Raw genomic sequence first — 14,058 nt, forward strand, 5'->3', positions numbered from 1 at the left:
CTCAAAAAGTTAATGCTGACGAGAATTTCTTCTCTGTTTAGCGTCCTGATTGCTCAAGACGTTTCAATCACTCGTTGTTCAGTTTTCAAAGGACAATCTCTTGCGTGTTACTCGTTTGTACCGGCGTTTCTCTCGGCCGGAATTACATCATACCAAGGATAATCACATTTGACAACAAGAAAAATATTCCAACTGCAAAAAAGTTATTTTCACTCCATTTCCCGATAATACATACGGTTGCCAAAGGGTGCAAAATGCAGCTCAAATTAGCTTTATTTCACTCCCTCAGCCATCTTAGCCTTTTCTCATTCTATATTGTAGTACCGGCGTTTCCGTTATTATAGAGACCATATTTCCAACTTCTCTCGTACTAAAAGTCCATACAGCCTCGCTACTCACTTTGCATTCATTCTGCCAGACGAATTTATTGGAGGGTGTAAGAATGAAATATCATCAAGAAATACGTCTCCTATAATCGAACGACCTCATGTCCGGCAGCTTTAAGCAGCCGATTCATGATTGCACGTCCGATACCCGCCTCCGGACACCCCTCAGCAAGTATAAACGTCGCATGCTGCTGATCGAACTGCCGGAGCGCGCTATACAGCCCGCGCGCGATAGTATCCGGCTGCGCAAGACTACCCGCAGCCACGACCACATCGGCGCGGTGCAGACCGCGCCGTTCATCGAAGGTGAGCACACCTGTACGCTCACCTCGGGCTTTGGCGGCGTCCAGTTCACGCCGCATCCACCCGGCGACCGCTTGCGGATCGTCGCCGAGCACTACACGCATGCTGCCCCTGGGGGCATAGTGCGTGTACTTCATGCCGGGAGCTCTAGGCGTCCCGGCAGGCTCCTCTGTGCGCGCGGGCTCGCGCACAGACACATCAGGCAGCGCGTGGCGAAGCTGCTCGGCGGTAACACCTCCGGGGCGCAGCACGTAGAGCGCTCCGTTTGCCCACTCGACAACAGTCGATTCCACGCCGACTCCTGTCGCCCCTCCATCTACAATACCCCCGATACGCCCCCCGAGGTCTTCGGCTACGTGCTCAGCCGTTGTCGGACTCGGCCTGCCCGAACTATTCGCACTGGGAGCGGCTACAGGACAGCCTGCAGCTCTCAGCACCGCAAGCGCAACCGGGTGGTCGGGTATCCGTACCCCGACCGTATTAAGACCCGCCGTAACCAGCGGTGACAAAGCCCCGGCACGAACCGGGACGATTATAGTCAGCGGTCCGGGCCAGAACGCATTCATGAGCTGCTGCAGCGGCTCAGCCGGCACCCCGGCAAAAGCATCCATCTGATCACGGTCAGCGATATGTACGATAAGAGGATTATCGGATGGGCGGCCTTTGGCTGAATAAATACCTTTTACCGCATCCGAATTAGTAGCATCCGCACCAAGGCCATACACAGTCTCGGTAGGAAAAGCAACCGTTTCCCCAAGCTTGAGAAGACGGGCCGCTTCGGAGATTGCTCTGTCAGCGGACTCAGCATCTGATTTATGTTTAACGACCCAATATTCGGTCAAAGTTGCATCACCCTTATTGATGTTCAAGTTTTATCCAAACAGATTCATAAAGAATCCGAAGACGCTCTTCAATATTTCCCACAAGAAAAACTTAACCTCGGTATTCCCATTAGCTGCAGCATCAGCAGCCGTTAATGAGACTTCTTCCCCTGCGTTCCCGCCTTCGGACGCTTTTTTCCTTGCCCCAATATCCTGTTGTCCATCGGCAGGAGCTGCCTGCGCAACAGCTTCGCCAGAAACACCATCTACAAAACAAAGTGGAGGAAACAGCACACACCACCAGTTCTGGCCCTTGCCTTCTCCTAACCGTACGCGCAGTGCCTCGTAATCTCCGGCCGGGTACACGCGGTTACCATACATTTTAGTCGGGAACGGCACTTTTCCTAACTCTACGGTATAAGGAACATTGCCCAGTCCGCGAAGCTGAAGCGTCTCAGCCACAACTTTTTCAAGCAAAGGCAAGTTCTCCTGAATGATTGTACGGGCTTCATCCAGTGTCTGGGGTCCCGTAACCCACTGGTTCATCTGCGCCAGGATAGCATCCCTTACCTGACTCTTAACGGCCTGGTCTTCCGGTCTGTCCGAATTAGCGAGAATACGCAGCCGGATTGCCTGGTCGGGTATAGCGGGCTCGGCTAGAGCCGCATTCGTGCGTGCGCCTTCCCAACTCATCATCATGATAATAATAGCGAACAGCGTATAATATAAGTGCTTGTATGATTTACGAATGACCATTTTAATTCCCTCCCGTTACCGGAAAGCCTTGACTTATCCGAAGTAGATAGTCATGGTTTTCCTCTGTAACAGTTAGTATGGTCAAAGCAAGTCACTATTAAACTAGCAATCTATCTTTTTTCACGTGGAACATTGTAATATTTTGGATAGTCAAAAGAAGTTTCTACACGGGTCGGATTTACAGACTTATCTTACGGGCGGAAGTAGAACAATAACTATGAAGATTAGATGCGCTTGGCTCTCCAGTAACCCTATAACCGATTCCTGTTCTCTTAAAAAAATCAGAATCGTTCGCTGATCCACGCTCTTCACTCAAGCCCGTTACCTCCCGCGATTCTCTCACTCACACTCTCTTCCTCACTTAATCCACAGCCCCGATAGCTAACACATGCCGGTCAATACCTGCTAGATCCTTTACAAAGCGGATCTCGCTCCAGTCTCCTGCAGCGCGCAGCATATCAGCCACCGCTCCAGCCTGATAAATGCCGACCTCGAGGCCCACAAGTTTCGGCTGCTTTGCAAGCATTGGAATTTGACCGCAGAGGCGACGGTACAGATCAAGCCCGTCATCGCCGCCGAACAAAGCAAGGTGCGGCTCATAGTCGCTTACCTCGGGCTGCAGCCCGGGTGCATCCCCCGCCGGAATGTACGGCGGGTTAGACACTAGAATATCGATCGCCAGACCCCGATCGATACAGGGCTGGAGCAGATCGCCGCCATAGAAGGCGATCCGCTCTTCAACGCCGCAGCGCCGGGCGTTGCCCTGTGCGACCTTCAGCGCCTCCGCCGAAAGGTCGCAGGCTGCCGCGCGCCAATCCGGACGCGCGTGCAGCAGGCTCACCGGGATAGCTCCGCTCCCGGTGCCGATATCCGCAAGAAGCGGAGCGCCTTGCGGGTACAAACGCGAGCCCTCGCGGAGGATCTCCTCCACGAGGAGCTCAGTTTCCGGACGCGGGATCAGAACCGCGTCTGATACCTGCAGCGTAAGGCCGAAGAAATCCTGCTCACCGGTGATATACTGCACCGGCTCACCTGCGGCCTTACGCTCCACCATCTCGCGCCACTGCTTCAGATGCGCGGCAGGGAATGGTTCTTCCATAGCCAGGAAGAACTGCGTCCGGCTCCAGCCCAGCACGTGCTGGAGCAGAATCTCCGCGCAAATGGCGGCATCCTGAATTTGCTGCTCTTTCAAAAAAGAAGAAGCCTGGGAATAGGCTTCTCGGATAGTCATGACGGCTTTGATTTCCAGCCTTTTCATCGGTTCTTACTGCTCCCCTTTTTCAAGAAGCTCGGCTTGGGCCGTCATGGTCAGTGCATTGACGATTTCACCAAGATCCCCATTTAGCACCATATCAAGCTTATGAAGCGTCAACCCGATACGGTGATCGGTTACACGGCTTTGCGGGAAGTTGTAAGTCCGGATCCGCTCACTGCGGTCTCCCGTACCCACTTTGCTTTTGCGCTCACCGGCATACTTCGCTTCTTCTTCCTGGCGCTTCACATCATAAATACGGGCGCGCAGAACTTGCAGAGCTTTGGCTTTGTTATCATTCTGTGATTTACCGTCCTGGCAAGTCGCCATAATGCCTGTTGGTACATGCAGTACCCGGACTGCCGACTTGGTCGTATTAACGGACTGCCCGCCAGCACCACTGGAACAGAACGTATCTACACGAATATCGTTATCTTTGATTTCGATATCGATTTCTTCCATCTCCGGCATAACACCCACGGTTGAAGTAGATGTATGAATACGGCCGCCTGATTCCGTAACCGGAATCCGCTGCACACGGTGCGCTCCGCTTTCGAATTTCATTTTGCTGTATGCGCCCTTACCGTTGATCATGAAAATAATTTCTTTGAATCCGCCCAAGTCATTCACGTTAGCTTCCAAAACTTCCGTCTTCCAACCCTGAGCATCAGCAAACTTGCTGTACATCCGGTATAGATCACCGGCAAATAGAGCCGCTTCATCACCGCCAGCGGCACCGCGAATCTCAACAATAACGTTCTTATCATCGTTAGGGTCTTTAGGAAGCATCAAAACCGTAAGACGTTCTTCAAGCTCGTCTCTGCGGCCGCTTAGTTCCTCAATCTCCATTTTGACTAAATCACGCATCTCGTCATCCAGTTTCTCGGCTTGCATAGCCTTAGCGGAATCAAACTGCTCCAGAACGTCCTTGTACTCCACATAAGCGTCGTAAGCATTCTGAAGATCCGATTGTTCTTTGGAATATTCGCGCAGTTTCTTGGTATCGCTCGTTACGTCCGGGTCACAGAGCAGTTCGCTCAATTTCTCATAGCGATCCGCCAGAGCCTGTAATCGATCCAGCATTGGGATCACTCCTTACTCAAATTTCATGATTTCGTTCTATATAAAGCTTGCCTGATCTCCATTAACCATAGAAGAACAACAGGAGATGCCGGGCCATGGAAAGTGTCCTGCTCTTCCCCATTCAAACGCCCGAACTATCTGCCTGCTGCAATTTCGTTCTCATCCTCTATTACAAAAACCTAAACCCGCTATGCGTTGCTATACGTTAAAACGGAAATGCATAACGTCGCCGTCTTTCACGACATACTCCTTACCTTCCAATCGAAGAACGCCTTTCTCACGGGCTGCTCCCATAGATCCGCAACTGACCAGATCATCATATGAAACAACTTCCGCACGGATAAATCCGCGTTCAAAATCCGTATGAATAACGCCCGCTGCCTGTGGAGCCTTGGTACCTTTCCGAATCGTCCAGGCTCTTACTTCCTGAACACCCGCTGTAAAGTACGTATATAAGCCGAGCAGTTTATAGGCGGCCTTAATTAGGCGATCCAGTCCCGATTCCTGCAAGCCCAGTTCTTCAAGGAACATCTCTTTGTCTTCGCCTTCAAGCTCTGCGATCTCGGATTCAACCTTTGCTGAAATCGCGACAACCTCTGCGCCTTCCTTAGCCGCGAATTCGCGTACCTTCTGCACATAAGGGTTGTTATCGCCATCCGCCACTTCCGACTCGCTCACATTAGCTGCATAAAGAACAGGCTTCATAGTAAGCAAGTGCAGGTCGCGCACGAGTACACGCTCTTCGTCGGTCAGTTCGACACTGCGTGCCGGCTGATCGTTGTACAGCGCTTCTTTAATTTTCTCAAAACATTCTACTTCAGCGGCGTACTGCTTGTTACCGCCCTTCATATTTTTACGCGAACGATCAATCCGTTTCTCAACCGAGTCCAAGTCCGCCAGAATCAACTCCAGATTGATGGTCTCGATATCCGAGATAGGATCGACTGTTCCCGATACGTGCGTAATATTCTCGTCTACAAAACAACGAACCACATGAACAATGGCGTCTACTTCGCGGATATTGGCCAGAAATTTATTTCCCAGTCCTTCCCCCTTGCTTGCACCTTTAACCAAACCTGCAATATCGACAAACTCAAAAGCAGTCGGTACGACCCGGTTCGGGCTCACAAGTTCGACCAGCTTCTGCATTCTTTCGTCAGGCACTTCAACTACACCGACGTTTGGATCAATCGTACAGAAAGGATAATTGGCGGATTCCGCACCCGCTTGTGTAATTGCATTAAATAGTGTCGATTTTCCAACGTTCGGCAACCCGACGATTCCTGCTTTCAAAGCCATGTATGTGACACTCCTTGATTCTTAGATTAAAAATGCACCATCTTATATTATAAACCATACGTCAAGTCGTTACAATTTAGAGATTCTATAGAGTGCACTGAATACACCTACCGACCATATTCCTCCCAGAAGGACGCACCCGTGAAGCGCAATAGGCAGAAATGCTGAACCGTTAAAAGGCAGCACCATTCCCCATAAAAAGACGGGGGGCATTTGTATAATCACAAGAGCGGATACTGTCAAGGTCATTACCACGATTACGGCGTGCTTGAGGTATCCCGAAAGCAGCAGGTATACAATCCCACAGGCCATAATAAGGCCCAATGCTATGGAAACCATAGCCCATAGACTGACACTCTCCCGTTCGGAGCCGAGTTCATGAGCCAGAAATTCATAAGAGAAGGCTCCCTGTCCTTTTATGGAAGGCAAATAAAGCATCCCTAACACCATACTCAAAAAACATGTTCCCGATACTGAAAGCAAATATTTGCGATTAACGGGTTCAGAGGACCCTATTGTTTTAATTGGCATAGATGCATCACCTCTTCAAGGATTTACCTTTTATAAGACGGCTGAAAGGTACCAAATGTTTCTGAGTGCGCTCAAGTATTTTATCGGAATTATGCCTTTAAAACTTCTTCATACCAGCTTAGTTATCCACAATAAAATCAGTTATTAACACTACTATCCACAAGTTGTTAACAACCTTTAAGTTTTTTACTTTATCCACCTGTGCGTAACTGTTTTTTATCAGAAGATATGCCTGAATAACTTTTTTCATCAACAATTAATGAATGGATGTTATTTTATAAAAAACCGCGAGTCCCCTTGTCCTGTCTGTAAATAATTAATTGAATTTTCAAATAATTTGTTCTATTTAAAATTTAATAATCATTCTTGTTTAAGAGATGCTCAGGCTTTGCCGGAGGGGAGGACAATTCCGGGACTTGTTGCTCTCGATAGCGGTTTTGGTTAGACTAATAGCACCTAAATAAGAGCCCAAAATAAGTTATCCACATTTGTATCCACAACATGTTAACAAAGGAATAAACGTTCGGGGAATAACTCATCTGTTACACCCTATTTCCCAAATATCACAGAGGAGTGTACGCATGCTAAACGAACGACAAGATAACCAACTTCTATCCGAACATGAGCATTGGATGCAAGAAGCCATAAAGGAAGCTAGTAAAGCGGAGATGTTACGTGAAGTGCCTATTGGAGCAGTTATTGTACGGGATAATGAAATTATCGGACGGGGCCATAACCTGCGTGAAACTTCCCTAGATCCGACTGCTCACGCCGAAGTGATCGCGATCCGCGAAGCAAGCGAACGGATCGGGGCTTGGCGGCTGCTGGAATGCCGGCTTTATGTAACGCTGGAGCCGTGCCCGATGTGCGCCGGAGCGATTGTACAGGCCCGTATCCCACAAGTGATTTACGGAACAACGGACCCCAAGGCAGGATGTGCCGGAACCTTAATGAATCTATTACAGGAAGAGCGCTTTAATCATCGCGTCGATATAGTAAGTGGGGTCCTTCAGCAGGAATGCGCCGCGCAGCTGACCAACTTTTTCCGGGGTCTCCGCCAGCAGGCTAAAGACGCCAAAAGTAAACTGGACACACAACGCTAAACCGGGTAAATAGTTCAATCAAGTGCTTTGTTCAATAAACAAACCTGTGTTATACTAAATATCGAATTTGCCCATGCGCCCGTAGCTCAGCAGGATAGAGCGACAGTTTCCTAAACTGTGCGTCGCGGGTTCGAATCCCGCCGTGGCGCGTTCATTTATTTTAACGTTACCTTGTATGCTCACTGTCGACTCGTCGAAACAGGACATGGATTCCCTACAGCAAACCTTCCGGTTATTAGCGGAGGTTTGCTTTTTTATTTATCCTTCGAATGTTGTAGATCCATTTTAAAATTCTTTGAAAACTCCTAGAACATTATGGATATATTTTACTAGTTCTGTTTAACTACTTCCTCTTATTAGAGTTTACCTCCCTATTAATAATCCTTCGCTGGAAAGCACCCGGTGCCAACTCCCTGCAAGGCGTGGTATCCACAAACGTATTCTCATTCTTATCTCAAGAAAATTGAACAGGTACGAGGGTCCTGATTATGAGGATTTTTTTTGTTTTTGTTCTTTTTTAAAAAATTCAATTTACTTTTTTTGTCTAAAAAAGTAAAATCATAGATGAAACCTACTACTGGTTGATTTTGTATTCTATTACATTTTATCCAATGTGGATTATGGCGACTTCTCTATCCCCCCGTCAGAACCGACATCTGAGTCCTTCGTTCTAAGACAATAGTCCGATTGTTCCTTTTTTCTAGAAGAATTTACTCCATCTATCGAAATTTGCCGGGATAAATACCGCATGATCTAATCACCTTATTGTTTTCTAGCACACCGTTTAAGAGAGTAAGAGATCTATTCTCCTGAACACGCGTTTTCACTTTCATCTATTCTTGATCGGAGAGGAGAACCATATGAGCAAGTTGCTGCGGCTTTCAAAGCTTTTTCACCCTAAATCCGGACGTTCTTTAATGCTTCCGGTAGATCACGGGACTACCTATGGACCTCTTCGCGGATTGTCTTCTATGCCTGAATTGGTACGTATAGCCAACCGATTCCGGCTTCAAGCCCTCATTGCTCATAAAGGTGCGATTCATCGGGCGCTGGAAGGGGACGAGCCGATCTGGGGCACTGAATTTATTCTACATCTATCTGCATCCACAACGTTAGGTCCCGATCCATCCCGTAAACAAATTGTGTCTACCGTACGACACGGGCTGCAAATAGGCGCTGCAGGGATTTCCGTACATGTGAATGTAGGCGTTCCGCAGGAACATGAGATGATCCGCGACCTGGGTATGGTATGCGATGAAGCCTATGCGTGGGGAATGCCCGTACTGGCTATGATGAATGTCCATGAGGACACTTCCTCCCTGTCGGCGACTTCACGTAAGATTGCCCATGCTGTCCGATTAGCCGGTGAGCTAGGTGCGGATCTTGTGAAGATTCAAAATCCAGCCAGCCCGGAGGCAGCCGCTGAGGTTGTATCCGCGTTCGATATTCCGGTGCTGCTGGCGGGTGGAAACTCCACCACCGATAAACTGGCTTTTTTCCGAGGTGTGCAAGAAATGCTGGATGCCGGGGGCCGCGGACTCTGCGTAGGCCGTAATCTTTTCGAAGATCCGCACCCTTCACATATGTGCCAAGCTCTTAGCGACCTCGTTCATAAAAGATGCAGTCCCGAAGAGGCCTACAATACATATACCTTGTACGAACAGGAGCTCGTTATAGCCGGGAATCCTTCCCGGACCAAGATTAGTCATCTCGATAGGGAGACATGGGAGGAATACGCATGATTATTGATGGTCACGCCCATATTTCACGTGAAGCACACAGCAGTCCTGAGCTGCTGCTGGCCGATATGGAGGCGGCAGGCGTATCACGGGCTGTCCTGGTACCGGGAGGGATGCTCGATGTCCGCCGTATGACACGCTTTATTACCGGACAAGAGCGGCCGATCACGACGATTCCGCCTAACGATGTGGTGCTCGAGATTATGCGTGAGCATCCCGACCGTTTCTACGGTTTCTGCTGCATTAATCCGGGTGATGGATCTGAAGCGGCTTTGGCGGCTTTAGATGAAGCACACAACAATGGATTCAAGGGACTCAAAATGTCCCCTCTCGTCCACCAGTTTGCTTTTACAGGAAAAGTATCTCAGGAGCTCGCAGCTCTCTGCGCCGACTTTAATATTCCTTACTATACTCATGTTCTTTTTAATCCGAACGTCAGTACGGCTGCACTGGGTGAACTCGCGAAGAGCTTTCCCAAAACAAATTTTGTGATCGGACACATGGGAGTCGGCCCTCTGGATATCGATACGATTGAGCTTGCAGCATCACGGGACAATATTTATCTGGAGACTTCTACCGCAAATCCACTTGCTATTATGACAGCGATCCAGCAGGCCGGACCCGACAAAATCTTCTATGGTTCCGAGTTTCCACTCTCTGACCCCTATGTAGAAAAGGTTAAAATTGAACGCCTCCGTATTTCGGATGAAGATAAGGAAACCGTTCTATACCGCACGATATCTCGTTTACTGGGACTATAAAAAAGGGGAGGTTAATGATCCATGGCCATCGCTTTAAAAAGGGGAACCCCGGTGAAAAACATCACCCCAGGTAAAGCAAACGAAACGAATGAAGACCGCTTCGAGCCTCATATCCGTTGGTTCCAGGATCTGAACGGGCGGGGTCTTTCGATTGAAAATCTAAGCCGCTCTGAAGTAGAGGCCTACCATCGGCGTGTTCTTTGGAGTCTGCTGCAGCATGCGTCCGAGACCAATCCTTTCTATGAACAGAGGCTGAAAGAAGCGGGACTTACGCCGGAGGAGGCATCCGATCCGGAATTTTTTGCGCGTCTTTCTTTTCTGACAAAAGAAGATCTCCGCGGCAATCCCCAAGCCATCGTGTGTAATCCTAATCTCGCTCATATTCATACTTCAACCGGCACAACCGGAGGTAAACCAATCTATATCGGCCATACCCTGAACGATTTGTACCGGCTGGATGTCGCCCCTAACTATCCTTCCCTTATGCAGGATACAAAAGGTACGGTAGTCGGTAATGCACTCCCGTATGAAATGAGTTCTTCTGGCCTTTCCTTTCATCGTGTCTTTCAGGTCATGCAGGAATGTACGGTGCTTCCTCTTGGCAAAGGCGGTGCTTATTCACAGCCCGCTAAGGCTCTGGAGTGCATGCTTGCCTGGAATATAAAGACGCTCGTCATCGCACCTTCCTATGCGGTTACTCTTGCCGAGAAGGCACACGAACTTGGAATAGATCTGCATCGGGATTTTAAGCTCCGCCATGTATTCCTGACCGGAGAGGGAGCATCCCCTGCACTCCGAGAAAGAATCGAACAGCTGTGGAATTGCCCCGCTACAACTTTATATGGTTCTTTAGAAGTAGGATTAATCGGCATTGAATGTCTTCAGCACGAGGGTTTTCACTTAACTGAAGGACATGTGTACGCCGAAATCGTTCACCCGGCAACCGGAGTCCTTCTGGAGCCCGGTGCTACGGGGGAAATCGTTCTGACTTCTCTTCTGCGCGACGGGATGCCTGTGATCCGTTACAAAACAGGTGATCTCGGCTATATCGAAGAGAATGCCTGCCAATGCGGCTGCAAGCTTCGCCGACTTCATCTGCGCGGTCGATTAGGCGATCAGGTTATGCTGAACAGTGGCCCGTTCTCTCCCCTGTTTCTGGAGCAGCATCTCCTCCAGCTTGCCGGTGTCGGCAACTGGTACCGCCTGATCATTGAGAATGGCGATCTTCTTGTCGAGGCCGAAATGGCTTCCCCCGATCTAAACCCGCAACAGTTGATTGCAGAAATCGAGGCTCATCTAGGATCAATTGTGGGTCAAAAATGTTCCGTCCGGATCGTCGACCGAGTGGAACGCGATGCCGGCAAAGCACGGCGAGTTCATTGTATATATTAGAGAGGAGACTAAACGAATGAGTAAAGTGCTAAAAAATGCTCCGGCGGATAACAAAGCCGTTGAAGCAGAGACAGAGGCTTCATCTTCAAACCTTACAAACAAAGAAAACCACAGCACCACAATGAAATCCGCAACAACTGGTGACAAGAATAAAGCAGCAGGAACCGGGGGCTCATCCAGTTTAAATAATGCCCGGACTAAGCCCATCGCACCAGTGCGGACCAAATATGCTTGGTTCGATATTAGTGAATTAACCGCACCGGAGCAGTGGAGCCCGATTGTACAGGCTCTTCCTCACCAGAAATTCACAGGTGTCGTGGCCACTGAGCAGCAACTCGAACAGATCCCGCCCAATCTTGCGAAAATCAGTTATGTGGAGGGAGTTCCCTCCACGGATCAATTGACTGCGTTAAATGCAGCTTATGATATTGTGATCCTAGAGCCTTCCGTCATCACAAGTAACTGGTTCAAACGCAACCGCGGGACAATTACGTGCAAGGTCGGTACGACCGTGAACGTAACGGACCCTGCTTCACTTGAGCTTGCGGTAGCCATGACCCATGAGGTACCGCTCTTGATCGTTGAATTCCGGGATGATACTAAAATACCGTTGGAAATTGTACTTGCAGATGCCCAGAATCACGGGACTGAGGTCGTTATGAAAGTCCGTGACGATGTGGAGGCCAAGGTTGTTTTCGGCGTCCTCGAATGCGGTGCGGACGGGGTTCTTATTGCTTCCAGCGACCTGGGTCAGGTATATGCAGTCGGTGAAGTACTCACTTCGACCGGTGATAAGAGCGGCCAGACACTCCAGAAGCTCACGATCACCCGCACGGAACATGTCGGTATGGGCGACCGTGCCTGCATTGATCTGACAAGCTACCTGGGCCTGGATGAGGGAATTCTTCTCGGCTCGTTCTCCTGTGGCGGCATCCTTGCCTGCAGTGAGACCCACCCGCTTCCGTATATGCCAACAAGACCCTTCCGCGTTAACGCGGGCAGCCTGCACACCTATGTGCTCGCTCCTGATAACCGGACCTGGTACTTGTCCGATCTGCGCTCCGGAATGGAAGTCCTCGTAGTCAGTACGTCCGGCAAAGCACGCAGGGTGTCTGTCGGACGCGTCAAAATTGAGCGCAGACCGCTTCTCTATATCGAGGCTCAGGCCGATGACGGTACGAAACTGAACGTCATCATGCAGGAAGACTGGCATGTCCGTGTCTTCGGGACAAACGGTCAGCCTATTAATATCACTACCCTCAAGCCAGGTGATCAAGTACTCGGCTATACCATGGACCCGGGACGTCATGTCGGCGTCAAAGTGGATGAACTTATTATCGAACAATAGAGCTTGAAAGGGGGACTACCGATGTCCGTTAAATTCGCAGCCTTTATGGACCGCTTGGCACAGTCGCCTTTTTATCAGCAGCATCTCTCATCGGAACAAAAAAAGATTCGCGATCTAGACCGCATCGGGGAGCTTCCGCTTACGACGAAGGACCATCTCCGTGAGGCAGGTCCGTGGAATTTGCTTGCAGTTGCGCCCCAAGATGCGGCTGAGTATTTCGAGACGTTCGGCACGACCGGTCCACCAGCATCCGCCTGGTTCACACGGGCTGATCTGGAAGCCGGAGGACGGCAGATTCTGGATTCGGGGCTGCGTCTGACGAACGAGGACAGGCTGCTGAACCGGTTCCCTTATGCGCTGTCACTGCCCGCTCATCTTGTGCAGCAGGCCGCTTGGCAGGCCGGGGCATGCATCCTGCCCGCCAGCAGCCGCAGCACGATGACGCCTTATCCGCGTATCATCGAACTGCTTCGCAAGCTGAATGTCACGGTGATCACGGGGCTAGCCCGTGAAATGGAGCTGCTTGCTGAGACAGCCCGTCTTCTTGGCCTAGACAGCCGCAGCCGCTCTGACTTTCCTCACCTGAGAGCGCTGGGCGTCGCAGGAGAACTGCTGGCAGAGCCTCGCCGCCGGCATATTGAGGAGCTGTGGGGCGTACCGACGTACAATCTCTACGGCTCTACGGAAACCGCAAATATTGCCGCCATGTGCGAGCATGGTATTCTTCATGTGGCTGACCGTGACTTCCATGTGGAGGTTCTGCGAGAGGACTTGTCAGGGCCGGTTCAACCGGGCAGTAAAGGCAGGGCCGTCATCACAACACTCACTCATGAAGGCTCTCCATTATTGCGGTATTTGAACGGTGACATCATCTCCCTCGAATCTCTTACCTGCCCATGCGGCAGAAGCGGGCCTAGACTGAATCATTTCGGCCGCTCCAGTGACAGAATCATCGTGGGCGACCGTCTGCTAGAACCGCACGACATCCACGAAGCAGTCTATTCCTTACCGATGCCTCCCATTGCCTGGAAGACAACACCTGGTGGTGACACGCTTCTGGTGACTTGCGAGTGGCCTGCCGGGGAAACAGCCCCCGTTCATGCGGCGTCGCTGCTCACCGAACACTTGGGCCTCCCTGCAGCTGTAAGGACCGTGGAAAGCGGGGTTCTGCTCGATAGGCAGACACTCCTGGAGCAGCAAGTTAGTGTGAAGCCGCAATATATCGAACAGCCTTCTCCGGTCCTGCTCGGATACGCGCAGCAAAAATAATTATCATCGGGGGCC

General features: G+C 50.2%; 12 protein-coding genes and 1 tRNA gene. 7 read left to right on the forward strand and 6 right to left on the reverse strand.

Annotated elements, in window-relative coordinates:
* Positions 1 to 469: 469 nt before the first annotated feature.
* The 6 genes from AR333_RS23620 to AR333_RS23645 all read right to left on the reverse strand — a co-directional run bounded on the left by AR333_RS23620 (position 470) and on the right by AR333_RS23645 (position 6,356).
* The gene (locus AR333_RS23620) at positions 470 to 1,531 is read right to left on the reverse strand and encodes an L-threonylcarbamoyladenylate synthase (protein WP_172798927.1); all 1,062 of its coding nucleotides are present in this window, start codon (positions 1,529 to 1,531) and stop codon (positions 470 to 472) included.
* Between the two features lie 30 nt (positions 1,532 to 1,561).
* Entirely contained in the window at positions 1,562 to 2,266 is a 705-nt protein-coding gene (gene spoIIR / locus AR333_RS23625) for a stage II sporulation protein R (protein WP_068777809.1), read from the reverse strand.
* Positions 2,267 to 2,627: 361 nt separating this feature from the next.
* Positions 2,628 to 3,524: a peptide chain release factor N(5)-glutamine methyltransferase gene (prmC, locus tag AR333_RS23630; protein ID WP_068777810.1), complete on the reverse strand. Its 897-nt coding sequence runs from the start codon at positions 3,522 to 3,524 to the stop codon at positions 2,628 to 2,630.
* A 6-nt stretch (positions 3,525 to 3,530) separates the two neighbouring features.
* Positions 3,531 to 4,601, reverse strand: coding sequence for a peptide chain release factor 1 (gene prfA, locus AR333_RS23635; RefSeq protein ID WP_068777811.1), 1,071 nt, complete (start codon positions 4,599 to 4,601; stop codon positions 3,531 to 3,533).
* Positions 4,602 to 4,799: 198 nt separating this feature from the next.
* Positions 4,800 to 5,900, reverse strand: a complete 1,101-nt coding sequence (gene ychF, locus AR333_RS23640) for a redox-regulated ATPase YchF (RefSeq protein ID WP_068777812.1) — start codon at positions 5,898 to 5,900, stop codon at positions 4,800 to 4,802.
* Positions 5,901 to 5,969: 69 nt separating this feature from the next.
* The gene (locus AR333_RS23645; RefSeq protein ID WP_172798928.1) at positions 5,970 to 6,356 is read right to left on the reverse strand and encodes a hypothetical protein; all 387 of its coding nucleotides are present in this window, start codon (positions 6,354 to 6,356) and stop codon (positions 5,970 to 5,972) included.
* A 656-nt stretch (positions 6,357 to 7,012) separates the two neighbouring features.
* Here AR333_RS23645 and tadA point away from each other — a divergent pair.
* The 7 genes from tadA (at position 7,013) to AR333_RS23680 (ending at position 14,043) form a co-directional block, all read left to right on the forward strand.
* Complete coding sequence (gene tadA / locus AR333_RS23650; RefSeq protein WP_068777814.1) at positions 7,013 to 7,534, forward strand: tRNA adenosine(34) deaminase TadA; 522 nt, start codon at positions 7,013 to 7,015, stop codon at positions 7,532 to 7,534.
* Positions 7,535 to 7,609: 75 nt separating this feature from the next.
* A tRNA-Arg gene (locus tag AR333_RS23655) sits at positions 7,610 to 7,684 on the forward strand.
* A gap of 710 nt (positions 7,685 to 8,394) precedes the next feature.
* Complete coding sequence (locus tag AR333_RS23660; RefSeq protein WP_068777815.1) at positions 8,395 to 9,276, forward strand: class I fructose-bisphosphate aldolase; 882 nt, start codon at positions 8,395 to 8,397, stop codon at positions 9,274 to 9,276.
* Entirely contained in the window at positions 9,273 to 10,034 is a 762-nt protein-coding gene (locus tag AR333_RS23665) for an amidohydrolase family protein (protein ID WP_068777816.1), read from the forward strand. Before AR333_RS23660 ends, AR333_RS23665 begins: the two co-directional genes overlap by 4 nt.
* Positions 10,035 to 10,055: 21 nt before the next feature.
* On the forward strand, positions 10,056 to 11,426 hold the full coding sequence (locus tag AR333_RS23670) for a phenylacetate--CoA ligase family protein (protein WP_156430997.1): 1,371 nt from the start codon (positions 10,056 to 10,058) through the stop codon (positions 11,424 to 11,426).
* 16 nt (positions 11,427 to 11,442) lie between these two features.
* Positions 11,443 to 12,774, forward strand: a complete 1,332-nt coding sequence (locus AR333_RS23675) for a 3-dehydroquinate synthase II family protein (protein ID WP_084784008.1) — start codon at positions 11,443 to 11,445, stop codon at positions 12,772 to 12,774.
* A gap of 21 nt (positions 12,775 to 12,795) precedes the next feature.
* Positions 12,796 to 14,043: a phenylacetate--CoA ligase family protein gene (locus AR333_RS23680; RefSeq protein ID WP_068777817.1), complete on the forward strand. Its 1,248-nt coding sequence runs from the start codon at positions 12,796 to 12,798 to the stop codon at positions 14,041 to 14,043.
* Positions 14,044 to 14,058: the final 15 nt, after the last annotated feature.

The organism is Paenibacillus sp. FJAT-26967, from assembly GCF_001541095.1.
Lineage (GTDB): Bacteria > Bacillota > Bacilli > Paenibacillales > NBRC-103111 > Paenibacillus_F.